Annotated in this window: 18 protein-coding genes; 14 read left to right on the top strand and 4 right to left on the bottom strand. The window is 73.1% G+C overall.

Annotated features, from left to right (window positions below; genetic code table 11):
• Positions 1-103: 103 nt before the first annotated feature.
• Positions 104-2,797: a lysylphosphatidylglycerol synthase domain-containing protein gene (locus tag ACIRB7_RS00350; protein ID WP_403590179.1), complete on the bottom strand. Its 2,694-nt coding sequence runs from the start codon at positions 2,795-2,797 to the stop codon at positions 104-106.
• A 150-nt stretch (positions 2,798-2,947) separates the two neighbouring features.
• On the opposite strand from ACIRB7_RS00350, the gene ACIRB7_RS00345 reads away from it, so the two are divergent.
• The 7 genes from ACIRB7_RS00345 (at position 2,948) to nudC (ending at position 14,720) form a co-directional block, all read left to right on the top strand.
• Complete coding sequence (locus tag ACIRB7_RS00345; protein WP_403590176.1) at positions 2,948-3,313, top strand: MGMT family protein; 366 nt, start codon at positions 2,948-2,950, stop codon at positions 3,311-3,313.
• A gap of 242 nt (positions 3,314-3,555) precedes the next feature.
• Positions 3,556-6,957 (top strand): ATP-dependent helicase, encoded by a 3,402-nt coding sequence (locus ACIRB7_RS00340; protein WP_403590173.1) that lies wholly within the window; start codon positions 3,556-3,558, stop codon positions 6,955-6,957.
• A gap of 148 nt (positions 6,958-7,105) precedes the next feature.
• Positions 7,106-7,870, top strand: coding sequence for a hypothetical protein (locus ACIRB7_RS00335; RefSeq protein WP_403590170.1), 765 nt, complete (start codon positions 7,106-7,108; stop codon positions 7,868-7,870).
• 89 nt (positions 7,871-7,959) lie between these two features.
• A complete protein-coding gene (locus ACIRB7_RS00330; RefSeq protein WP_403590168.1) occupies positions 7,960-8,772 on the top strand; it encodes a hypothetical protein in 813 nt (270 codons plus the stop codon).
• 92 nt (positions 8,773-8,864) lie between these two features.
• On the top strand, positions 8,865-12,293 hold the full coding sequence (locus ACIRB7_RS00325; RefSeq protein ID WP_403590165.1) for an ATP-dependent helicase: 3,429 nt from the start codon (positions 8,865-8,867) through the stop codon (positions 12,291-12,293).
• Positions 12,294-12,303: 10 nt separating this feature from the next.
• A complete protein-coding gene (locus ACIRB7_RS00320; protein WP_403590162.1) occupies positions 12,304-13,722 on the top strand; it encodes a dipeptidase in 1,419 nt (472 codons plus the stop codon).
• 44 nt (positions 13,723-13,766) lie between these two features.
• Positions 13,767-14,720 (top strand): NAD(+) diphosphatase, encoded by a 954-nt coding sequence (gene nudC, locus ACIRB7_RS00315; RefSeq protein ID WP_403592418.1) that lies wholly within the window; start codon positions 13,767-13,769, stop codon positions 14,718-14,720.
• 63 nt (positions 14,721-14,783) lie between these two features.
• Here nudC and ACIRB7_RS00310 read toward each other — a convergent pair whose 3' ends face one another.
• A complete protein-coding gene (locus ACIRB7_RS00310; RefSeq protein ID WP_005312266.1) occupies positions 14,784-15,026 on the bottom strand; it encodes a mycoredoxin in 243 nt (80 codons plus the stop codon).
• A gap of 147 nt (positions 15,027-15,173) precedes the next feature.
• Between ACIRB7_RS00310 and ACIRB7_RS00305 the strand changes: the two genes are divergently transcribed.
• The 5 genes from ACIRB7_RS00305 (at position 15,174) to ACIRB7_RS00285 (ending at position 19,099) form a co-directional block, all read left to right on the top strand.
• On the top strand, positions 15,174-17,354 hold the full coding sequence (locus ACIRB7_RS00305) for an ATP-dependent DNA helicase UvrD2 (RefSeq protein ID WP_403590158.1): 2,181 nt from the start codon (positions 15,174-15,176) through the stop codon (positions 17,352-17,354).
• 172 nt (positions 17,355-17,526) lie between these two features.
• Entirely contained in the window at positions 17,527-17,937 is a 411-nt protein-coding gene (locus ACIRB7_RS00300; RefSeq protein WP_403590155.1) for a hypothetical protein, read from the top strand.
• Between the two features lie 173 nt (positions 17,938-18,110).
• Positions 18,111-18,488 carry a WhiB family transcriptional regulator gene (locus ACIRB7_RS00295; protein ID WP_351221146.1) on the top strand — a complete coding sequence of 126 codons (378 nt, stop codon included), beginning with the start codon at positions 18,111-18,113 and terminating at the stop codon, positions 18,486-18,488.
• On the top strand, positions 18,485-18,808 hold the full coding sequence (locus tag ACIRB7_RS00290; RefSeq protein WP_351221145.1) for a hypothetical protein: 324 nt from the start codon (positions 18,485-18,487) through the stop codon (positions 18,806-18,808). Before ACIRB7_RS00295 ends, ACIRB7_RS00290 begins: the two co-directional genes overlap by 4 nt.
• A 108-nt stretch (positions 18,809-18,916) precedes the next feature.
• Positions 18,917-19,099: a hypothetical protein gene (locus ACIRB7_RS00285; protein WP_073808967.1), complete on the top strand. Its 183-nt coding sequence runs from the start codon at positions 18,917-18,919 to the stop codon at positions 19,097-19,099.
• Positions 19,100-19,133: 34 nt separating this feature from the next.
• Here ACIRB7_RS00285 and ACIRB7_RS00280 read toward each other — a convergent pair whose 3' ends face one another.
• Together ACIRB7_RS00280 and ACIRB7_RS00275 are read right to left on the bottom strand one after the other, a co-directional pair.
• Positions 19,134-20,480, bottom strand: a complete 1,347-nt coding sequence (locus ACIRB7_RS00280; protein ID WP_403590150.1) for an ABC1 kinase family protein — start codon at positions 20,478-20,480, stop codon at positions 19,134-19,136.
• A gap of 41 nt (positions 20,481-20,521) precedes the next feature.
• Entirely contained in the window at positions 20,522-21,775 is a 1,254-nt protein-coding gene (locus ACIRB7_RS00275; protein WP_403590147.1) for a ThiF family adenylyltransferase, read from the bottom strand.
• Positions 21,776-22,020: 245 nt separating this feature from the next.
• On the opposite strand from ACIRB7_RS00275, the gene ACIRB7_RS00270 reads away from it, so the two are divergent.
• Together ACIRB7_RS00270 and ACIRB7_RS00265 are read left to right on the top strand one after the other, a co-directional pair.
• Entirely contained in the window at positions 22,021-22,596 is a 576-nt protein-coding gene (locus ACIRB7_RS00270) for a M48 family metallopeptidase (protein ID WP_351220340.1), read from the top strand.
• A 132-nt stretch (positions 22,597-22,728) separates the two neighbouring features.
• Positions 22,729-24,411 (top strand): TerD family protein, encoded by a 1,683-nt coding sequence (locus ACIRB7_RS00265; protein ID WP_403590143.1) that lies wholly within the window; start codon positions 22,729-22,731, stop codon positions 24,409-24,411.
• Positions 24,412-24,424: the final 13 nt, after the last annotated feature.

The raw sequence follows: 24,424 nt of genomic DNA, 5'->3' as shown, positions 1-24,424 counted from the left end.
CGGCCCCCGCGCGGGGCGGGGGGCCATGCGGGTGGCGGGCGGGACGGCCGAGTCGGCAGGGCGACCGGTCACCGCGCCTTGGCTGGTCACAGCGCCTCGGCGGCTACAGCGCCTCGCGCTTCGTCAGCCAGTTGAAGCAGATCCAGCCCGGCAGCACCGGGATCCACAGCGTCAGCAGCCGGTACAGCAGGACCGCCGGGGTCGCGACCTCGATCGGCAGGCCCACCGCCACCAGACCGAGGGTCAGCGCGCCCTCGACCGCGCCGACACCGCCCGGCGTCGGCGCCGCCGAGCCGAGGGCGTTGCCCGCGAGGAAGACGACCGCCACGCTCGCGTAGCTGATCGACGGGTGGCCGTGGCCGAAGGCCCGGATCGAGGCGTCGAGGCAGAGCACGAACGCGCCGGTGAGCAGCAGCATCCCGCCGATGCCGGTGATCAGCTTCATCGGCCGCTGGAGCACGTCCAGCATGCGCGGCACCACACCGGCGAAGAGCGACCGCAGCCGCGTCGACACGAACTTCCGCATGAACGGGATCGCCGTCACCACCAGGACGAGCACCGCGACCGTCAGCAGACCGGCGATGACCGTCCTCGACGGGGTGAACGACTGCGACTTCTCCGTGCCCGTCAGATAGCCGAAGGACAGGAGGAGCAGGATGTGCGCCCCGAGACCGAAGAGCTGCGAGGCGCCGACGCTCGCCACCGCGAGCCCCGGCCGTACGCCCGCGCGCTGGAGGAAGCGGGTGTTGAGGGCGACACCGCCGACCGCCGCCGGGGCGACGATCTTCACGAACGAGCCGGCGACCTGCGCCACCACCGTCCGCCAGAACCCGACCCGCTCCGGGACGAAGCCGAGCAGGCTCATCGCCGCCGCCACATAGCTGACGGCGGAGAACAGCACGGCGGCCGCCACCCACCGCCAGTCCGCCTCGCTGACCGTCGACAGCGGCGTACTGGCGATCTGCGAGAGCAGGAAGTACGCGGCGACGGCGCCGGCGATGAGGCTGACCAGGGTCCGCGGCTTGATCCGCTCCAGGCGGACCGGCTCCACGGGCGCCTGCGGGCGGATGAGCAGCACCTGCTGGCGGATCTGGGCCAGCAGGTCCTCCTCACGGGCCTCGTCGAGCGCCGTGTCGAGGGCCCGCTTCTCGGCCTTCTTGTCCGCCTTCTTCTCGGCCTTGGTCCCGCCCTTGGACTCGGTCTTGGTTCCGGTCTTGATCTCGGTCTTGATCTCGGCGTGTACGACCGTGGGATCCGCGACGGCCTCCACGGGGTGCGCCTTCGCCAGCTCCCTCTCGTGCTTGGCCGCCTCCGAGGCGGCGACCACGGCTTCCCGCTCCCTGGCCGACCTCTCTCTGGCCAGTTTCCGGAGCGTCGCGCGCGTGGAGCGGCTCAGCGCGATGGGCTGGAGCAGCGGCAGACAGTCGGCGACGGCGTCGGGGCCGAGTACCGCGACGGCCGCGGCGACCGCCCGCTCGGCTCCGACCCGCAGCCCGAGGGTGGTGAGCAGCTGGGCGATGTCCATCCGCAGGACCAGGTCACCGGCGGCGATCTCGCCGCCGCGCAGATCGGTCAGGATCACCCTGCCGGAACGATCCACCAGGATCGCGTCGCCGGTGAGCCTGCGGTGCGCGATCCGGCGCGACTGGAGCGCCCGCACCTGCCGGAAGGCGCTGCGGACCAGCTCGTCGGTGATCTCGTGGTCGTCGAGCGAGTCCAGGCTCCGGCCGCCGATGTGCTCGTACACGAGCATCACGGCGTCCGGGCCGAGCTCCGAGGTGGCGATCAGCTTCGGCGCGTTCGCCCCGGCGGCGATCGCCGCGTACGCGAGGAGCGCCTCCTGCTCCAGGGCCTGCCGCAGCGACACGATCGAGCGGCGGGTGGTGATCGTCCGCAGGGTGATCCGCCGCCACGCGCGGTAGAAGAAGCCGTGCGCCTGCTGCTCCCGGTCGACGACGGTGACGTCGAGCGGTGGTCCGTCCTCCAGGGTCACGATGTACCGGCGGCCCCGGTCCGCGCTCTCCGCCGAGTCGGGCACGCCCTCCGCGCGCAGCGCCGTCACCGGCCGGAAGCCGACCCGGCGCAGGCCGGCGAGGAGGGTCTGCCCGGTGGGCCGGACATTGGGGGAGCCGACCGCGTACAGCGTGCCGTACGCCACCGTCCAGCCGATCAGGACGGTCAGGATGATCGAGAGCGCGGTGGTGTAGCCGGCCATCAGCATCGTGAACGCGTCGAGCAGCAGCACCACCCAGAGCGACACCCGCCAGCGTGGTCGGCGTGCCATGCCGACGGCGGTCATGTACGCGATGACCGGGGCCAGGTAGTTGTGCACCGGGTCGGTCAGCCCGCCGCCGGACTGGGGCTGGGTCAGCGCGTCCTGGATCGTGCCGGGCGCGGCCTGGGCGACCCAGAGGTCGGTGGCGAGGGTGACGCCGTGCGCGAGGACGGCCGCGAGGACGCCGTCCGCGATGCGCAGTCCGTCGCGTTTGATCAGCCGCTCGATGGCGAAGGCTACGGGGACGAGCAGGACGGCGATGGAGGAGACGAGACCGGCGATCTTGACGAAGACGTCCGGGGCGCCACCGGCGCCCTCGTTGATGTCCTGCTCGAGGCCCGAGGTCGTCGCGTGGGCGAACGCGGCGACGGCGATGACGAGCCCGATGGCGAGGAGACCGGAGAGCAGCCGCATCAGGTCGGAGGGCCGGTGGACACGGGCCGCGAGCAGCGGCTCGTCGCCGGAGACCCGCTCGGGCACGTCGGGCTGAGCCTCCTCCGGAGGCTGAATGTCCTGGCCCATCACCATGTCCGTCTCTGCATGCGCGTCTTGTCGTTCTCGTTCTTGTATTTGTCGCTCTTGATCTCGTATCACCAGTCACCGCCCGCACGATGGTGGCACGAAGAGCCGCCGCGCGGAGGCATCAGGGCCATGTCGGTGGGGTGAGGCACGATGGGGCGGATGAGCATGGAGGTGCCTGTGGGGGAGACCGGGGAACTGCCCGAGTACGCGGAGCGGGTACTCGACGTCGCCGACGGGATCCCGCCCGGCCGCGTGATGACCTACGGCGACGTCGCCGAGTGGCTGGGCGAGGGCGGGCCGCGTCAGGTCGGCCGGGTGATGGCCCTGTACGGCGGGACCGCGCCCTGGTGGCGGGTGGTCCGCGCGGACGGCACGCTGCTGCCCGGGCACGAACTGAGGGCCCTCGGCCACTACCGCGAGGAGGGCACCCCGCTGCGCGAGGCCGGCCCGGCGACCGAGGGACACATACCGAGGATCGACATGCGGCGGGCCCGCTGGGACGGAACTCACACCTGAGCGTGCCGACCGGGGGAGCACGCGTGCCGACCGGGGGAGCGCGGGCCGGACGGGGCGCGCACCGCGCCCGACGGCGGCCGTGCGGTACGGATCGGGGCACGGAGTACGGCTCGGCGACGGCCCGTTTCGCGTAACGTCGACGTGCGCGTCTCCCGAGGCGCCGGGCCGCCGCACGCGGAGGCCGGCCGCGGCGGACGGCCGTCTCACCCGCACCACCACTCCCACCAGGACCGGCGACCCACGTGAGTACCTCCTCCACCACCCGGCGTACGCCGTCGCACCAGGGACAGCCGCACCCGGGTACGGGACGGCAGCGGACCCCGGGCGCGTACCGACTGGTGCGTACCACGCCGGCCCCGATGGATCCCCCTCAGCTGGACGCAGCCCAACGGGAAGTGGTTGACCACACCGGCGGACCGCTTCTCGTCCTCGCCGGACCCGGCACCGGCAAGACGACGACCCTCGTCGAGGCCGTCGCCGCCCGCATGGAGAAGGGCGCCGACCCCGAACGCCTCCTCGTCCTCACCTTCAGCCGCAAGGCCGCCGTCGAACTCCGCGACCGCATGGCCGCCCGGCTCGGCGGCCGCCGCCCGCCGCAGGCCACCACCTTCCACTCGTACTGCTACGCCCTGATCCGCGCCCACCAGGACGCGGAACTCTTCGCCGAACCGCTACGGCTCCTCTCCGGACCCGAGCAGGACCTCGCCGTACGAGAACTGCTCGCCGGCCACATCGACCTGGAGAAGAGCGGCCTCGGAAACATCCGCTGGCCCGACGAACTCCGCGCCTGCCTCACCACCCGTGGCTTCGCCGACGAGGTACGGGCCGTCCTCGCCCGCTCCCGCGAGCTGGGCCTCGGACCGGACGCGCTCGCCCGCTTCGCCGAGCGGGTCGGCCGCCCGGACTGGAAGGCGGCGGCCGGCTTCCTCGCCGAGTACCTCGACGTCCTCGACCTCCAGGGCGTCCTCGACTACACGGAGCTCGTCCACCGGGCCGTGCTGCTCGCCGGGAACGTCAGCCTGCCCGCGTACGACGCGGTGTACGTCGACGAGTACCAGGACACCGACCCGGCCCAGGTCCGGCTCCTGCACGCGCTCGCGGGCGGCGGACGGAGCACGGTGGTCGCCTTCGGCGACCCGGACCAGTCCATCTACGCCTTCCGGGGCGCCGACGTGAACGGCATCCTCGACTTCCCCTCCTCCTTCGGCGGCGCGGACGTCCGCGTCCTGCGCACCGCCCGCCGCTCCGGAGCAGGCCTCCTCGGCGCGACCCGGCTGCTCGCCCAGCGCATGCCGATGCCCCGGCTCCCCGCCGACAAGGTCCGCGCCCACCGCGACCTCACGGCGGTACGGGACGGGGGCGGGGCGGAGGCGTACACGTACCCGACGGCGTCGGCGGAGGCCGAGAACATCGCCGACCTGCTGCGCCGCGCCCACCTGGAGGACGGCGTCCCCTGGCAGGACATGGCCGTCCTCACCCGCGCCGCCTCCTCCCTCCCGTCCCTCCGCCGAGCCCTCACCTCGGCAGGCGTCCCGGTGGAAACAGACGCGGCGGACACGCCGCTGAGGCACGAACCGGCGGTGGCGCCGCTGCTGCTGGCGCTCAGAGCGGTCTCGGAACCTGTTGTGGGCATGCGCACAACGGGATCTGACCAGGGTGTGGGCATGCGTTCCGCCGGGGCGGAACGGGTGGGCACACCCCCCCACGGAGCCGCACCGCCGGCGACCCACGGCCCGGACGCCGAGCCCGCCGAGCCCGACGCCCCCACCGCCTGGCTTCCCACCGAGACCGCGCTCGAACTCCTCGCCTCCCCCCTCGCCGGCGTGGACCCCGCAGACCTACGCCGCCTGGGCCGCGCCCTCAGAGACGAGGAACGCGCCGCAGGCAACAAGGTCCCGCCCCCCTCCGACGTCCTCCTCGCCCGCGCCCTCGCCGAGCCCGAACGCCTCGTCGCCCACGACCCCGCCTACGCCCGCGGCGCGAAGCGGCTCGGCGACCTGCTCCGTGAGACCCGCACCCGGCTCGCCGACGGCGGCACCGCCGAGGAGGCCCTCTGGGTGCTCTGGAGCGGCACCCCCTGGCCCGGCCGCCTCGAACGCGCCGCCCTCCGCGGCGGCCCCGCCGGCCGCAACGCCGACCGTGACCTCGACGCCGTCTGCGCCCTGTTCGAGACCGCCGCCCGCGCCGAGGAACGCGTCGGCGGCCGCGGTGTCCTCAACTTCCTCGAAGAGCTCGACGCCCAGGACATCGCCGCCGACACCCTCACCCGCCGCCACACCCGCCCCGACGCCGTCCGCCTGATGACCGCCCACCGCTCCAAGGGCCTCGAATGGAGCCTCGTCGTCGTCGCCGGCGTCCAGGAGCGCCTCTGGCCCGACCTGCGCCGCCGCGGCTCCCTCCTGGAGGCCGACCGCATCGGCCGCGACGGCCTCGCCGAGCCCCTCACCCCCGGCGCCCTCCTCGCGGAGGAACGCCGCCTCTTCTACGTCGCCGCCACGCGCGCGCGTGAGCGGCTCGTCGTCACCGCCGTGAAGGCCCCCGCCGAGGACGGCGACCAGCCGTCCCGTTTCCTCACCGAGCTCGGCGCCGAGCCGAAGGACGTGCCCGGCCGCCCCCGCCGCCCCCTCGCCGTCTCCGCCCTCGTCGCCGAGCTGCGCGCCACCACCGTCGACCCGGCGGCCTCGCCCGCGCTCCGCGACGCGGCCGCCCACCGCCTGGCCCGGCTCGCCGCGCTCACCGACGAGGACGGGCAGCCGCTGGTCCCGGCCGCACACCCGGACCGCTGGTGGGGCCTGTTCGAGCCGACGCGGAGCACGGTCCCGCTGCGCGACCGCGACCTGCCCGTGGCCCTCTCGCCGAGCTCCCTGGAGAACCTGGTCTCGACCTGTGCCCTCCAGTGGTTCCTGGGCCGCGAGGTCAAGGCCGCCGCCCCCGCCACCGCCGCCCAGGGCTTCGGCAACGTCGTCCACGTCCTAGCCGACGAGGTCGCCTCCGGCCGTACCCCCGCCGACCTCGACGTCCTCATGGCCCGCCTGGACTCCGTCTGGGACGCCCTCGCCTTCGACGCCCCCTGGAAGTCGGCGCAGGAGAAGGCCCACGCGCGCGTGGCCCTGGAGCGCTTCCTCAGCTGGCACGTCATGGACCGGGGCGGCCGCACCCCCGCCGCCTCGGAGCACGCCTTCGACGTGACCCTGGAGGCGGGGGAGTACGAGGTCCGCATCCGGGGCTCCATGGACCGCGTCGAGACCGACGAACACGGCCGCGCGTACGTCGTCGACTTCAAGACCGGCAAGTCGGCCCCCACCCGCGACGAGGTCGCCCACCACCCGCAGCTCGCTGTCTACCAGCTCGCCGTCCGGGAGGGCGCCCTCGACGAGGTCTTCGACGGCCACCGGCCCGAGCCGGGCGGCGCCGAACTCGTACAGCTGCGGCAGGCCGCCCCGCAGAAGGAGGGGGGCGACGCCCTCCCGAAGGTCCAGGCGCAGCAGCCGCTCGCGGGGGAGTGGGTCGGTGAGCTGCTCGCCAACGCCGCCGGCCGGGTCCTCGACGAACGCTTCACGCCCACCACCGGCCAGCACTGCACGACCTGCTCCTTCCGGGCCTCGTGCAGCGCCCGGCCCGAGGGCCGCCAGGTCGTCGACTGACACCTCCGCTCCCCGTGCGGCGCGCGGTGTGGGGAGGCTCACGTTCCTCTTCGTACATCCTTTGCCCGTCCTTCCTGGTCACTCTCTCGCGTCGTCCCTGTAAGGACGACGTGAAGACAAGCTGTGAATGACGTTGAGGAGTACGCGGATGAGGGCCAACAGGAAGCTCTGGGCGGCGGCGACGGTCTGTGTGGCCGTGGTCGCCGGTGTCACGGGCTGTTCCACGGGCGACGACAAGCCCGCCGACCCCTTCGCGGGTCTCACGGCCGACGCCATCGCGGACAAGGCCGTCGAGACGACGAAGGCGGCCACCGCCTTCCGGATGAAGAGCGCCGGCACGACCGACGGCGAGGAGATGACGATCGACTTCTCCGTCGACGCGAAGGGCTCGTGCAAGGGCACGATGCAGGCCGCCAAGGGTGGCAAGGCCGAGGTCGTCGGCACCGGCGGCGTCAGCTACATGAAGGGCGACGACGCCTTCTGGCGCTCCACCGGCGGCGAGGACGGCGCGTCGGCGGAAGAGAGCGGCGCCATGTCCGCGCTGCTCAAGGGCCGCTGGCTGAAGATGCCGGCCGGCAGCGGTGAGGACGACCCCGCCGCCTTCTGCGACCTCAAGACCATCGTCAAGGACATGGACGAGGAGACCCCGCGCAAGGGCATGACCCGCGGCGCCGACGCCGATGTCGACGGCAAGCCGGCCGTCGTGCTGACGAAGAAGGGGGAGAAGGGGGAGACCACCACCATGTACGTGGCCAAGGACTCCGCCAAGCCGTACGTCCTCCGCGTCGTCGAGACCGGCGGCAAGGAGCCCGGCACGGTCACCCTGAGCGACTACGACAAGCCGGTCACCGCCACGCCCCCGCCGGCCGACCAGGTCGTCGACATGGAGCAGCTGATGAAGGGCGCTTCCTGACGCCAGGCCCGTCAGGCGGGAGAAGTAGCGGCCACGCGCGCGGGGGGCGACCCTGGTGAGAGCTTCGGGGAATCCGCGAGGAGGCTCGCATGACGACCCACTCCCACCGAAAGCTCCTTGCCGCGGCCGCTGTCTGCACCGCCGCGGTCGTCGCGGGACCCGCCACGACCGCGGCGGCCTGGGCGGCGAGCGCGGGCCCTCCGGCCGCCGCCGTGGCCATCGCCCCGTCCCCCGATCCGTTCACCGGCCTCACGGCCGACGAGATCGCCGACCGGGCCGTCACCGCGACCCAGTCCGCGACCTCCCTCCGCATGGCCGGCCGGATCGTCACCGACGGGCAGCCGCTCGACATCGACTTCGCCGTCGACGACCGTGACCAGTGCACCGGCGTGATGAAGATCAAGGGCGGCACCGCCGAACTCCGCAAGGCCGACCGGATCACGTACATGAAGGGCGACGAGGCCTTCTGGCGGGCCTCCATGACCTCCCAGGGGATGACCGAGGCACAGATCGACACCACGATCGAGCTGGTCAAGGGCCGCTGGCTGAAGATCGCTCCGGGACAGCCCGGCAGCAGCGACCTCGGGAGCATCTGCGACCTGGACGAGCTCCTCTCCGACCTCGGCAAGGACAAGGACGAGCGCAGCGGACTGGCCAGGGGCCCGGACGCCGAGGTCGACGGCACCTCCGTCGCGACCCTGGTGAAGAAGGAAGGCCGGGAGACCTCCACCGTGTCCGTCGCCCAGGAGGGCAAGCCGTACATCCTGAAAATGGTCAAGGCGGGCGGCGACGAACCCGGCTCGATCACGCTCTCCGACTACGACAAGCCCGTCAAGGTGGTCGTCCCGCCCGCGGACGAGACGGTGGACCTCTCCAAACTGGACCGGAGCGGGCCCGCGTGAAGTGCCCCGGGCCGTGCCGGACCACGTGAGGTGAGCCACCGTGGCAGCCGCGCCGGACCGCACTGTCGGTGGTCCGCGTTAGCCTCTTTGAGGTGACCGCACGCATCACCGACCCCGAGCAGCTCAAGGAGCTCCTCGGTATCCCGTTCACCCCGGAGCAGACGGCCTGCATCACCGCGCCGCTCGCCCCGCAGGTCGTCGTGGCCGGAGCCGGCTCCGGCAAGACGACGGTGATGGCCGCCCGCGTGGTCTGGCTGGTCGGCACGGGACAGGTGGCCCCCGAGCAGGTCCTCGGTCTCACCTTCACCAACAAGGCCGCAGGTGAACTCGCCGAGCGCGTCCGCACCGCCCTCGTCCGCGCCGGAGTCACCGACCCCGACGTCATCGACCCGGACAACCCCCCGGGCGAGCCGCGCATCTCCACTTACCACGCGTTCGCCGGACAGCTCCTCACCGACCACGGCCTCCGCATCGGCCTCGAACCCACCTCCCGGCTCCTGGCCGACGCCACCCGCTACCAGCTCGCCGCGCGCGTGCTGCGCGAGGCCCCCGGCCCGTACCCCGCGCTCACCCGCTCCTTCCCGACCCTCATCACCGACCTGCTCGCCCTCGACGCCGAGCTCGCCGAACACCTCGTACCGCCGGAAAGACTTCTCTCGTACGACTCCGCGCTGCTCACCGCCCTCGCCGACGCCAAGCTCAGCAACGCCGAGCTCCGCAAGATCCCCGAGGCCGCCGCCGCCCGCCGCGAACTCCTCGACCTCGTCGTCCGCTACCGCGCCGCCAAACGCTCCCGCGACCTGCTCGACTTCGGCGACCAGATCGCCCGCTCCGCCGAGCTCGCCACCACCCGGCCCGAGGTCGGCGCGATCCTCCGCCAGGAGTTCCGGGTCGTCCTCCTCGACGAGTACCAGGACACGTCCGTCGCCCAGCGGCTGCTGCTCTCCGGCCTCTTCGGCCAGGGCACCGAGGGCCGGGCCACCGGACACGCGGTGACCGCCGTCGGCGACCCCTGCCAGGCCATCTACGGCTGGCGCGGGGCCTCCGTCGCCAACTTGGACGACTTCCCCGAGCACTTCCCGCACGCGGACGGCAGCCCCGCGAGCCGCTACTCGCTCTCCGAGAACCGGCGCAGCGGCGGCCGGCTCCTCGACCTCGCCAACGGGCTCGCCGCCCCCCTGCGCGCCATGCACGCGGGCGTGGAGGCGCTGCGGCCCGCACCCGGCGCCGAGAACGACGGCAGTGTCCGCATCGCGCTCCTCCGCACACACGCCGAGGAGATCGACTGGCTGGCCGACTCCCTCGCCCATCTCGTCCGCACCGGCCGTGAACCCGGCGAGATCGCCGTCCTGTGCCGTACCGCCACCGACTTCCCCGCCCTCCACGCCGCTCTCGTCGCCCGGGACGTGCCCGTCGAGGTCGTCGGCCTCTCCGGCCTCCTCCACCTGCCCGAGATCGCCGACCTCGTCGCCGTCTGCGAGGTCCTCCAGGACCCGGGGGCCAACGCCTCCCTCGTACGGCTCCTCACCGGACCGCGCTGGCGGATCGGCCCCCGCGACCTCGCCCTCCTCGGGCGCCGGGCCCGTCTCCTCGTCCACCGGGGCGGCGCGGAACCGGACCCCGAGCAGCGGCTCGCCGCCGCCGTCGAGGGCGTCGACCCGGCGGAGGTCGTCTCCCTCGCCGACGCCCTCGACACGTTCCTCGACTCCGGCGGCGCCGCCGACGACGGCCTGGCGTTCTCCGCCGAAGCCCGGGTCCGCTTCGCGCGCCTCGCCGCCGAACTGCGCGCCCTGCGCACCTCGCTCGCCGACCCCCTCATGGACGTCCTGCACCGGGTCCTGAACACGACCGGCCTCGAGGTGGAACTCTCCGCCTCCCCGCACGCGCTCGCCGCCCGCCGCCGCGAGACCCTCGGCCACTTCCTCGACATCGCCGCCGGCTTCGCCTCCCTCGACGGCGAGGCGAGCCTGCTCGCGTTCCTCGGCTTCCTGCGCACGGCCACCCAGTTCGAGAAGGGCCTCGACAACGCCCTCCCGGGCGGCGAGAACACCGTCAAGGTCCTCACCGCCCACAAGTCCAAGGGCCTGGAGTGGGACGTCGTCGCCGTCCCCGGCCTGGTCGCCGGACAGTTCCCCAGCGCACGCGCCCGCGAGTCATGGACCTCCCAGCCCCAGGTGCTCCCGCACGACCTGCGCGGCGACGCGGCGACGCTGCCGCGGATCGACACCTGGAACGCCAAGGCCCTCACCTCCTTCAAGAACGAGATGCGGGACCACCAGCACACCGAGGAACTCCGCCTCGGCTACGTCACCTTCACCCGCCCCCGCTCCCTCCTGCTCGGCTCCGCCCACTGGTGGGGCCCGTCCCAGAAGAAGCCCCGCGGCCCCTCGGACTTCCTCCAGTCCCTGCACGACCACTGCGCGGCGGGCCACGGAGAAATCGAGGCCTGGGCGGAAGAACCGGAACCGGACGCGGAGAACCCGACGTTGACGGAGTCGGACGGCGACCAGACGTGGCCGCTACCGCTGGATGAGGAGTCGTTCAAGCGCCGCCAGGAAGCGGCCGATCTCGTGCGTCACCGGTTGTGGGCAATCGTTCCGCAGGGCGATGGGGGTCCCCCCGGACGGAGTCTGGGGGAGGGTGGGCACAACCCCCCCAGCGCGGCGCCCGACCTCCCAAACCCGCACCCGGAGGACCTCTGGCCGGAAGAGGAGGAACCCACCTGGGACGAGGAGGCCCTCCCCGAGGACCTGCACGCGGACAAGGTCCCGGCCCCAAGGGACCAGGCTCGCGAAGAGGCCGAGCCGCTCACCCCCGAAGACGCGAGAGCCATCGCCTCCTGGGACCGCGACCTCACCGCCCTCACCACAGAACTCCGCCGCACCCGCGCCACCACCCGCGACGTCCTGCTCCCCGCCTACCTCTCCGCCTCCCAGGTCCTCCGCCTCGCCGCCGACCCCGACGGCTTCGCGCAGGAGCTGGCCCGGCCCATGCCCACGGCGCCGCAGCCGGCCGCCCGCCGGGGCACCCGGTTCCACGCGTGGGTGGAGTCCCGTTTCGAGGAGCTGCCGCTGCCGTTCCTCGGCCCGGAGGAGCTGCCCGGCGGCGAGGACTTCGCGGGCGAGCCCGAGATCCTCGACGATCGGGACCTCGACGAGCTCAAGGAGGCCTTCGCCCGCACCCCGTACGCCCAGCGCACCCCGTACCGCGTCGAGGTCCCCGTACACCTCACGCTCGGCGGCCGGGTCGTCCGCGGCCGGATCGACGCCGTCTACCGGGACCCGGACTCCGGCGCGTACGAGATCGTCGACTGGAAGACCAGCCGGGTGCGGACCGCCGACCCCCTCCAGCTCGCGATCTACCGGCTCGCCTGGGCCGAGCAGCACGGCCTCCCACCCGAGGACGTCGCCGCGGCCTTCGTCTACGTCCGTACGGGTGAGGTCGCCCGCCCCGCCCGCCTGCCCGGCCGTGCCGAGCTGGAGACCCTCCTGCTGGGAGAGGCACCTCCGGGCGCCGGATAGGCTCGGGGGCATGAGCGAGACCCCGGACAGCGCCGTCCACGCCGTACGTACGTACATCGAGCAGCACCGTGCCGCCTTCCTCGGCGACCTGGCCGAGTGGCTGCGCATCCCCTCCGTGTCGGCGCAGCCGGAGCGGGCCGGGGACGTACGGCGCAGTGCCGAGTGGCTCGCCGCCAAGCTCACCGCGACCGGCTTCACCACCGTCGAGGTCTGGGAGACCGCCGGCGCCCCCGCCGTCTTCGCCGAGTGGCCCTCCGACGACCTGGACGCCCCGACGGTCCTGGTCTACGGCCACCACGACGTGCAGCCCGCGGCCCGCGAGGACGGCTGGCGCACGGACCCCTTCGAGCCGACCGTCGTCGACGGCCGGATGTACGCGCGCGGGGCGGCCGACGACAAGGGCCAGGTGTTCTTCCACACCCTCGGCGTCCGGGCCCATCTCGCCGCCACCGGCCGCACGGCGCCCGCCGTCCACCTCAAGCTGATCGTCGAGGGCGAGGAGGAGTCCGGCTCCCCGCACTTCCGCGAGCTCGTCGAGACCCACGCCGAGCGGCTCGCCGCCGACGCCGTGATCGTCTCCGACACCGGCATGTGGTCCGAGACCACGCCCACCGTCTGCACGGGCATGCGCGGGGTCGCCGACTGCGAGATCGAGCTGTACGGCCCCGACCAGGACATCCACTCCGGTTCCTTCGGCGGCGCCGTCCCGAACCCGGCGACCGTCGCCGGCCGGATCGTCGCCGCCCTGCACGACGAGCGCGAGCGCGTGGCGATCCCCGGCTTCTACGACGGGGTGACGGAGCTCACCGACGTCGAGCGCGCCCTCGTCGCCGAGCTGCCCTTCGACGAGGCCGCCTGGCTGCGTACGGCGAAGTCGCACGCCACGGCGGGCGAGGCGGGCTTCTCCACCCTGGAGCGGGTCTGGGCCCGCCCCACCGCCGAGGTCAACGGCATCGGCGGCGGCTACCAGGGCCCCGGCGGCAAGACGATCGTCCCCGCCTCCGCCCACCTCAAGCTGTCGTTCCGCCTGGTCGCGGGCCAGGACCCGGGCAAGATCGAACTGGTCGTACGGGACTGGCTCGCCGGTCTCGTCCCCGCCGGCATCCGGTACGAGATCGTCTTCGGCGCCCCGACCCGCCCCTGCCTCACCCCCCTCGACCACCCCGCCCTCAAGGCGGTCGCCGGGGCCATGAGCCGGGCCTTCGACGGCGCCAAGGTCCGCTACACCCGCGAGGGCGGCTCGGGACCGGCCGCCGACCTCCAGGACGTCCTGGACGCACCCGTCCTGTTCCTCGGCATCTCCGTCCCGTCCGACGGCTGGCACGCCCCCGACGAGAAGATCGAACTCGACCTCCTCATGAAGGGCGTCGAGACGACCGCTCATCTCTGGGGCGACCTGCCCACCGCCCTCCACGCCGCCGAGCGCTGAACCCACACACCGATCCGGGGGAGTTGGAAGCACCTGTGAGCACCTTGAAGAACGCGCCCTTGAACAACGCGCCGGCGGACCGCCCGATCTCGCTCACCGCCCCGAGCGGCATCGACCGCGCCGCACACCACCGCCTCGACGAGGCGTGGCTGGCGGCGGCCTGGAGCCACCCCACCACCCGGGTCTTCGTGGTCTCGGGCGGCCAGGTGCTGATCGACGACCTGCCCGACGGCACCACCGAACTCGTCATGACGCCGGCGTTCGAGGCCCCGGTCACCGAGACCCACCGCTACTTCCTGGGCACCGACGCCGAAGGTGTCTCGTACTTCGCGCTCCAGAAGGACTCCCTGCCGGGCCGCATGGACCAGTCCGCCCGGCCGGCGGGCCTCCGCGAGGCGGGCCTGCTGCTCTCCGACCGGGACGCGGGCCTGATGGTGCACGCGGTCGCCCTGGAGAACTGGCAGCGACTCCACCGCTTCTGTTCCCGCTGCGGCGAGCGCACGGTCATCGCGGCGGCCGGCCACATCCGCCGCTGCCAGGCATGCGGCGCCGAGCACTACCCGCGCACCGACCCCGCGGTGATCATGCTGGTCACGGACGAGGAGGACCGGGCGCTCCTGGGCCGCCAGGTCCACTGGCCGGAGGGCCGCTTCTCGACCCTCGCGGGCTTCGTCGAGCCCGGCGAGTCCATCGAGCAGTCCGTCGCCCGCGAGGTCTTCGAGGAGGCCGGCGTCACGGTCGGCGAGGTCGAGTACATCGCCAGCCAGCCCTGGCCCTTCCCGTCCAGCCTCATGCTGGGCTTCTTCGCCCGCGCGACCTCCTCGGAGATCACCGTGGACGGCGAGGAGATCCACGAGGCCCGCTGGTTCTCCCGCGACGACCTGACCGCCGCCTTCGAGTCCGGCGAGGTGCTCCCCCCGTACGGCATCTCGATCGCCTCCCGCCTGATCGAACGCTGGTACGGCAAGCCGCTGCCGAGGCCGGGCGACGTGATCTGACCCCCGAGCACGACGAAACCCCCGACCGTCCGGCCGGGGGTTTCGTCACGAGTGGGGCCGTCCTCAGACGCCGACCTTCTGCTTGACCTGCGCGAGGCTCGGGTTCGTCAGGGTCGAACCGTCCGGGAAGAGCACGGTCGGCACCGTCTGGTTGCCGCCGTTGGCCTTCTCGACGAACGCCGCCGATTCGGGGTCCTGCTCGATGTTGATCTCGGTGTACGCGATGCCCTCGCGGTCCATCTGGCTCTTCAGCCGACGGCAGTAGCCGCACCACGTGGTGCTGTACATCGTCACAGTGCCCTGCATGGCGAGGCGCTCCTCTTGTTCGCTGACGGGTGCCGAGAAGGAGAACGTACGCCCTGGCCCCGCCATTCCCGGAATTCGTATGACCGGCGGCCCGACCCTGTGGACAACGCTCGGCAGCGAACCCGCGCGACCTGGCAGCATTGGGGGGTGACAGCAGCAACGCACTCCACTCTTTTCCCGCAGGTTCCGGAGACGGCCGACGCGGTGCTCGACGGGCTCGACCCCGAGCAGCGCGAGGTCGCCCTGGCCCTGAGCGGCCCGGTGTGCGTGCTGGCGGGAGCCGGCACGGGCAAGACGCGGGCCATCACCCACCGCATCGCGTACGGGGTGCGCGCGGGCGTGCTCCAGCCCGCCAGTGTGCTGGCCGTCACGTTCACCAACCGCGCCGCGGGCGAGATGCGCGGCCGGCTCCGCCAGCTCGGCGCGGGCGGCGTCCAGGCCCGTACGTTCCACTCCGCGGCCCTCCGGCAGCTCCAGTTCTTCTGGCCGAAAGCCGTCGGTGGCGATCTGCCCCGGCTCCTGGAGCGGAAGGTCCAGCTGGTCGCCGAGGCCGCGGCCCGCTGCCGGGTCCGGCTCGATCGGAACGAGCTGAGGGACGTCACCGGCGAGATCGAGTGGGCCAAGGTCACCCAGACCGTCCCCGCCGACTACCCGGCCGTCGTCGCCAAGTCGCTCAGGGACGCCCCCCGGGACCCGGCCGAGATTGGCCAGATCTATGCCATGTACGAGCAGCTGAAGCGCGACCGCTCGGTGATCGACTTCGAGGACGTGCTGCTGCTCACCGTCGGAATCCTCCAGGACCGGCACGACATCGCCGACCAGATCCGCCGCCAGTACCAGCACTTCGTGGTGGACGAGTACCAGGACGTCTCCCCGCTCCAGCAGCGGCTGCTCGACCTGTGGCTCGGCGACCGTGACAACCTCTGCGTCGTCGGGGACGCCAGCCAGACCATCTACTCGTTCACCGGCGCCACCCCCGACCACCTCCTGAACTTCCGCACCCGGCATCCGGGCGCCACGGTCGTCAGGCTCGTCCGCGACTACCGCTCCACCCCGCAGGTCGTCCACCTCGCCAACGGACTGCTCAGCCAGGCCCGCGGCCGGGCCGCCGAGCACCGGCTCGAGCTGATCTCCCAGCGCGACCCGGGCCCCGAGCCCGTCTACACGGAGTACGCCGACGAGCCGACCGAGGCCGAGGGCACCGCCCGCCGCATCCGGGACCTCATCGCCGCCGGGGTCCCGGCCGGTGAGATCGCCGTCCTCTACCGGATCAACGCCCAGTCCGAGGTGTACGAGCAGGCCCTCGCCGACGCCGGAGTGCCGTACCAGCTCCGCGGCGCCGAGCGCTTCTTCGAGCGCCAGGAGGTACGGGAGGCGGTCATCGCGCTGCGCGGCGCCGCCCGCGCCGGCGGCAACGACTCCCTGCTCGACGACGTCGACGACCTGCCCTCGCAGGTCAGGGCCGTCCTCTCCACCAAGGGCTGGACCAGCAAGGCGCCCGCCGGCTCCGGCGCCGTCCGTGACCGCTGGGAGTCCCTCGCCGCCCTCGTCCGGCTCGCCGAGGACTTCGTCCGCGCCAGGTCCGGGGCCACCCTCTCCGACCTGGTCGCCGAACTCGACGAGCGGGCCGCCGCCCAGCACGCCCCCACGGTCCAGGGCGTCACCCTCGCCTCGCTGCACGCGGCCAAGGGCCTCGAATGGGACGCCGTCTTCCTGGTCGGTCTCACCGAGGGCATGATGCCGATCACCTACGCCAAGACGGACGAGCAGGTCGAGGAGGAGCGGCGCCTGCTGTACGTCGGTGTGACCCGCGCCCGGTTCCACCTCACGTTGTCCTGGGCCCTCTCCCGGTCCCCGGGCGGCCGGGCCTCCCGGCGCCCCAGCCGCTTCCTCAAGGGGCTGCGGCCCGGCTCCGGGTCCCTCGGCTCCGCCGTCGCCGGCGGTTCCGGCTCGATCGAGCGGGGTGGCGGCGCGGCCGGCCGGCGCAAGCAGCGCGGCCCCGTCCGGTGCCGGGTCTGCGGCGTGACGCTCACCGATGCGGGCGCGATGAAGCTCATGCGCTGCGAGGACTGCCCGTCGGACATGGACGAGGCGCTCTACGAGCGGCTCCGCGACTGGCGCTCGGAACAGGCCAGGGAGCTCGGCCAGCCCGCGTATTGCGTGTTCACCGACAAGACGCTGATGGCCATCGCCGAGCGCGTCCCCGCCACCGGCGGGGAGCTCTCCTCGATCTCCGGCGTCGGCGCACGCAAGCTGGACCGCTTCGGGGACGACGTCCTGGCCATCTGCGCAGGTGGGGAGGGTGGGGCGGGAGACGGCGAGAGCTGATGAAAACTCGTCGGAAAAATAGTTTGCGCCTGCCCCGTCAAGCCCCATAGGTTCTTAACCACGGAAACAGCGGCTTCTTCGAAGCCCTGCCTCCGTGTTGTACTTGTCCAAGTAAACATGAGGGTCCGGCTCACACCCGAGCCCTCCGAGACGCCGAGAGGAGGCGATTCCAGTGATCAGCAACACGATTCAGGCCAACACCACCGCCAGCTTCGTCAGCACCGTCAGCACCGCCGGCTTCTTCGGCACCGCCAAAATGACCGATCGCTCGGCCGCCTCCGCCTGCTCGCTCGGCTTCTCCGCCTCGGCGTTCATCGGCAGCGGTCTGCCCGTCACCGGTCTGCCCGTCACTGGTCTGCCCGTGGCCGGTCTTCCCGCCACCGGTCTTTCCGGTCTCGGCAAGGCCGCCATCGAGCGGCGCGACGAGCGACCGACCAAGGCACTGGAAGCAGTAGCGGCAGGCAAGGCCACGGCCTATGGCTTTGCGGCGGCGACCAGTGCCGGCAACCAGCAGCAGACGACGACGCACCACCACATGATGTGGGCCTTCCGTGGGCTCGAACCCTGGAGTGATCCAGTCTGATCCATGATCAGACCGGCGCCTTCAGGGCCGCGGAACCCCACCCGGGATCCGCGGCCCTTCTGTTTGTCCCCGAACGGGGAACGACAGCCCGAAGGCGCCTCGGGACAGACACACCCGGTACCAGCCGAAACCCCGGTCAACAGGCCGGAACGACCAGACGAGGAAAGACCACCGTGCAACTCGAAGCGCACGCCCCGTCCGTACCGCCTTCCGATTCGATCCCCCTGCCCGGCCTCACGGAGGACCCCGCTTTGACCCCCCTCGCCCCCCTCACCGCGCTCACCGCGCTCGACGACGCCATCGAGAACCTCGGCGTCCCCGTCCCCTGTCGCGCCTACGACCCCGAGGTCTTCTTCGCGGAGTCCCCGGCCGACGTCGAGTACGCGAAGTCCCTCTGCCGGACCTGCCCGCTCGTGGCGGCCTGTCTGGCCGGCGCCAAGGAGCGCCGCGAGCCCTGGGGTGTCTGGGGTGGCGAGCTCTTCGTCCAGGGCGTGGTCGTCGCCCGCAAGCGGCCCCGCGGCCGCCCGCGCAAGAACCCGGTCGCGGCATGAGCGCCACCGGAACCATCGACCGCCCCCTCACGCACGATCCCCAGAAGCAGGCCCCGATGACCTCTTCCACCAGCGAGCCCGCCGGCTCCGCGACCCCAGCCTTCTCCCCCGCCGCCGCGCCCACCGCGCGTCAGAACAGGACCCGTGAAATGCAACTCATCCCAGAAGCCCTCGCCCGTGCCCATATGCACGAGCGACAGCGTGAGGCCGACGCGCAACGCCACGCCGTGCGCCTGGTCGCCGCCCGTCGCATGCAGCGCCGCGCCGAGCGCGTCTCGCTGCGCGCCCGCCGCGCGCTGGCCATGGCCGTCATGCACTAGGTGACATCGCGCCCCGCAGGGGCGCCGTCGCGGGGGCCGGTCCTGACGGACCGGCCCCCGCGGTGCGTTGTCGGGGCCGCGGCGCCCCGTCGGGTTATCGTCACGAAGATGAACGACGCCCGCACCCCCGAGGGACCCGTCGCCTGCGCGCGCTGCGGCAAGACCGCCGACACCCTGCCGCTGACCTGGACCTGTTCGGTGGAGAACGGCCGGCGCACGTACTTCTGCGAGGACTGCGCCCGCGCCAACATCCGCGCCATCGAGGGCCGTCTCGACTCCTCCTGGTGGTGACGCCCCGGCCGCCCCCGTCCGCCGCTCGTCCGGCCTAGGGCGCGGGTGCCACGAAGCCCGGCAGCCACTCCTCCAGTTCGGCCCGCAGCCGCACCGTCGCGTTGAGCTGGCACAGCACTCCGATGGTGCTCAGCGTCACCCGGTGTATCAGCAGGTACGAGGGGGGCAGGTTGAGCTGCTTGCCCAACTGGTGGGCGGGGGAGCGGAGGTCGGCGATCCGGGCCGCCTGGGTACGGATCCAGCTGCGGGTGAAGAGGAACGACTCCGCCTCGGCGGGTTCGATGATCGGCTGCAGGTACTCCAGGACCGCGTCCGGGTCGAGCGCGACGGACTCCTTGACGAAGCCCTCCGCGCGCAGCAGCTCGTAGACCGTCTCGGCCTCGCCTTCGAGCGTCATCCGGAGACAGGTCCCGATCGTCTCCGGCAGCCCGCCCGGCAGTCGGTCCACGGTGCCGAAGTCGAGGACCCCGAGGCGCCAGCCCTCCGGCCCCTCGTCCTCGCCGGTGGCCGGCAGCAGCCGGAAGTTCCCCGGGTGCGGATCGGCGTGCAGCAGACCGGTGCGCGCGGGGCCCGAGAAGAGGAAACGGGCCAGCAACTGGCCCGCCCGGTCCCGCTGCTCCTCCGTGCCGTCCGCGATCACCTCGGAGAGCGGGACCCCGTCCATCCACTCGGTCACGAGGATCTGCTCCGACTGGTGCACGACCGCAGGCACCACCACGTCGGGATCGTCGGCGAACTCCTCCGCGTGCTTCTGCTGGGCCTCCGCCTCCAGGGCGTAGTCCAGCTCCTCGGCGACCCGGTCCCGCATCTCGGTGATCAGCGGCTTGATGTCCATGCCGGGGACGAGCGGGCCGAGCAGCCGGGCGAAGCGGCTCAACTGCGCCAGGTCGGAGAGCAGCGCCTCCCCGGCGCCCGGGTACTGCACCTTCACGGCGACCTCGCGCCCGTCGTGCCACACGGCCCGGTGCACCTGTCCGATCGAGGCCGCCGCGGCGGGCTTCTCCTCGAACTCCAGGAACAGCTCCCGCCATTCCTCGCCCAGCCGCTCGGTCAGGACGGCGTGCACCGTCCGCGTCGGCATCGGCGGCGCCGCGTCCTGGAGTTTCGTGAGCGCCGCCCGGTACGGGCCGGCCACGTCCTCCGGGAGCGCGGACTCGAAGACGGACAGGGCCTGCCCGAGCTTCATGGCCCCGCCCTTGAGCTCCCCGAGCACCTTGAACAACTGCTCGGCCGTGCGCTGCTGGAGCTCGCGGGCGACGATCTCCGCCGATCTGCCGCCGATCCGTTTGCCCAGGCCCCAGGTGGCCCGGCCCGCGAAGCCCAGTGGCAACGCGGCCAACTTGGCGGTCCGGGTGACCGCCTTCCGGGGAAGATCAGACATGCGCCCCTCCAAATCCCAGACTGCCGTGCCGCGCAGGGCGGTTACCCCGCCATTGTGTCCTGTGCTCCTCCGGCCGCGGAGGCGCGTACCCCTTCTCGTCCGCGCGCTGCCCCGCAGGGACAGGCCGGGTGCGGTTCCAGACGCTCCGCCCGCCACTCGAGCACCGGCAGTGACGCCTCCCAGCGGGTGCCCGTGCTCGCCGGGAGGTCGCCGTCCAGAAAGGCCAGCGCGTGGGCGGCGGCGAGGCCCGCCACGGCCGTCGCGAGGCCCAGGTCGCAGGCGGGCAGCGGATGCGGGGCGCCGGAGCGCCACTGGGCGAGCAGCCGGGGCCAGACCGGCTCCCGGTCGGTCCGCGCCTCCTGGAGACACCGCGCGCAGGCGGTGCCGCCCGGCAGCACGAGCGGCCCGACCGTCCCCGTCGCCTCCAGGACGCCGGCGTACAGGTGGGGGGTGCCGGTGGCGATCCACCGCTCGGCGGGGACGGGATCGGGGACGTACGCGCCGAGCCCGTCCCGAGGCGTCACCACGACGAGTGACACCCCGACCCCTCCGGGTCCCTCACCCGCTCCGCTCCGTCCCGCCGCTGACGAGGTGCTCGACGAGCCTCGACCGCTCCGGCCTCCCGACGCCGCCCCACTCGACGAGCCCGCCCCCCTCGACGAGCCCGCCCCACTCGACGAGCCCGGTCCGCCGCGGCCGGGCCGCCAGCGGCCGACCATGCGGCGGGCCGCCGTCGCCCGGCGCTCGCCGACGGACTCGGCCGACAGTCCGCCCGGGGCGGTCTCCCAGGGCTCGACCCGGCCCGAGTCCACCACCTCGACCATGCCGACCCCCGCCGCCGAGAGGAGCGCCGCCACCGTCGCCCCCACCCGCCCGGCGCCCCGGACCTGGACCCGCAGGGCCCGCCGGGCCACCAGGATCCGTACCGCCCGCTCCGGCTCGGGGTGGACCACGGAGAGGGAGGCCAGGTCGGCGCGGAGCGGATCGAGGGCCGTGTCGACCGCGCCGGCCGCCGGACCTGTCCTGCCGGGCCGTCCGGCCCCGGCGTCGGCGAGCAGGCCGGCCGACGCGAGGCGGCGGACGAGCGCGTCCAGGCGTCCGTCCGGCAGGCCGCGCGCCCGCGCCTCGGCCCGCAGCAGCTCGGTCCCGCGGGTGCCGTCGAGCAGTCCGAGCAGTGCTTCCGTGTCCTGGTCGACGGGGTCGAGCACCACCGCGTGCGCGGGGGTGACCCCGAACTGGACGCGGCGCAGGCTCCGCCAGGCCCGCCGCAGTGCCGGTTTCACCATCGGATGCATTTCCCCGCCCCCGCCCTCGTCGCGACCCGCATTCCTGATCGACGACGTCGTGATCGACAACTCCAAGATCGACAACGGCTCTTTCGCCGTCCGAGGTGAGAATGCCCCGCCGTCGACGCGGCCGCCGAAAGTTGTCCACAGGCGAGGGGATTAGTCATTCGAATGGTGCGGAGCAGGGCCGGATCGCTCCCGAAACCACTCGACGGACGGGACTTCCCCCGCCGCCAGCGGGTAACGTCGGGGCCGTGCCCGCCGATCCACAGCGCAGCGTGACCGACTCCCCGCACCGCGGTGCGGGGACGAGTGCGGTCGAGGTCCGCAGAAGCCCACGGCGGAGGAGAACCGTCTCGGCCTACCGCGAGGGCGACCGGACCATCGTGCTCATCCCGGCCCGGATGTCCGAGGCGGAGGAGCGCCGCTGGGTCGGCGTCATGCTCGACAAGCTCGCCGCGCAGGAGAGCCGCAGCGTCCTCGGGGACCGTGAGCTGACCGAGCGGGCGACGCGCCTCTCCGAGCAGTACTTCGGCGGCAGGGCCCGCCCCCGCTCCGTGCGCTGGGTCACCAACCAGAACACCCGCTGGGGCTCCTGCACCCCCTCCGAGGGCAGTATCCGGCTCTCCCACCGGCTCCAGGGCATGCCGGAGTACGTCGTCGACTACGTCCTCCTGCACGAGCTGGCCCATCTGCTCGTTCCCGGGCACGGCCCCCGGTTCTGGCGGCTCCTGGAGGCGTACCCCCGCACCGAGCGGGCGCGCGGCTATCTCGAGGGCGTGGTCGCCGCCGAGCGGCTGCCGCACCTCCCCGGCGCCCGCGAGGAGTGACGGCGCCGGTACGCGCGCGAGAGCGGGTTTCCCGATTCCGTACCGAAAACGACCTGCCCTGTCTCAATGTCGTACTCAGCGGCTAGCCTGGCGCGAGCAATCGCCATTCGGGATGGGGGACGGTCGTTACGCATGGCCAGGGAATTCCAACGCGGCCACAAGGCCAAGATCAGTGATCTCACCGCGGGAACCGATCTGTACGTGGGCGTGCAGATCTCGGCACCCGGGTTGACCTTCGACATCAGCTGCTTCGGGCTCGACGCGGAGGAGCGGCTCTCCGACGACCGCTACTTCGTCTTCTTCAACCAGCCGAAGACTCCCGAGGAGTCCGTCCAGCTGCTCGGCACGCAGTCCGGTGACACCGAGTCGTTCCGTGTCACCCTCGACCGCATCCCCGCCTCCATCCACAAGCTGTCGTTCACCGCGACGATCGACGGCGCCGGCCAGATGTCCCAGGTCGGCCCCGGGCACCTGCGGATCGTGGCGGGCGGCGAGGAAGTCGCCCGGTACTCCTTCACGGGCGCGGAGTTCAGCACCGAACGCGCGGTGATGCTCGGCGACTTCTACCTCAAGGACGTGTGGCGGTTCGCCGCCGTCGGCCAGGGCTTCGACGGCGGTCTCGACGCGCTCCTGCGGAACTTCGGCGGCGAGGTCGCCGAGGAGGAGCCGGCCGCGCAGCAGCAGGCCGCGGCCCCCGGCTTCGCCCCGCCGCCGCAGGCGGCGACGCCCCCGGCGTTCGGCGCACCCGCGGCCCCGGCCCCCGCGCCGGCCTTCGGCGCGCCCGCACCCGCGGCCCCCGCGCCCGCGTTCGGCGCGCCGCAGGCGCCCCCGCCCGCACCCGCGCAGCCGGTGCACACGGCGCCGACGATGGTGGCCCCGATGGCACCCGCGCCGGTCCCGCCGCCCGCCCCGGCCCCCGGTCCGTACGGGCAGCCGCCGCAGCCGCCCCAGTACGGCCAGGTCCCGGGCCAGCCGCCCGGCCAGTACCCCGGGCAGGTCCCGGGCCAGGCCCCCGGCGGCTACCCCGGCCAGGCCCCCGGCCACGGCCAGCCGCCGCAGGCGCCGTACGGGCAGGCCGCCCCCGCCCCGTACGGGCAGCAGCCGCCGCCGTACGGGCAGCAGCCCGGCGTCCCGCAGGGCGTCCCGGCGACCGGCGCGGGACTCGCGGCCGCGCTCGCGCCGTACAAGGAGACCGCCACCGGCGTCCGCTGGACCCCGCAGAACCAGCAGCTCATGCGGGTCGACCTCGCCATGGGCGGCACGCCCGTCCTCGCCCGGCAGGGCGCCATGGTCATGTACCAGGGCAAGGTCGACTTCTCCCACAAGGGCGCGGGCTTCGCGGGCCGGATCGTCGGCAACGCCACCGGCCAGGAGATGCAGCTGATGCGCTGCACCGGCCGCGGTCAGCTCTTCCTCGCCGAGGAAGGCGCCCATCTGCACCCGATCGAGCTCCAGGGCGACGGCATCTGCGTCTCCGCCGAGAACGTCCTCGCGTTCGACGAGTCCCTGCAGTACGAGGTGCGGCGCATCGAGGGCCACGGCATCCCCGGCGGCGCCCTGTTCACCATGCAGTTCCAGGGCACCGGCACCGTCGTCGTGAAGACCCACGGCGTCCCCGTGGTGCTGCCCGTCACGCCGACGACCTTCGCCGACTGCAACGCCGTCGTCGCCTGGTCGTCCGCGTCCCAGGTCATCCTCTCCAGCCAGGTCCGGCTCCGGCGCAACGCCTACCCCGGCCACAGCGGAGAGACGGTGAACCTCCAGTTCCGGGGCGCCCCCGGCAACTTCATCGTCGTCCAGCCCTACGAGGTCTGAGGGAGCCCGAAGT

Origin of the sequence: Streptomyces sp. NPDC093795 (genome assembly GCF_044764665.1) — a bacterium.
In the GTDB taxonomy this organism is placed as follows: Bacteria; Actinomycetota; Actinomycetes; order Streptomycetales; family Streptomycetaceae; genus Streptomyces.
Note: the sequence above shows the minus strand (reverse complement) of the source record. Positions and strands in the feature narration are given on the sequence as shown.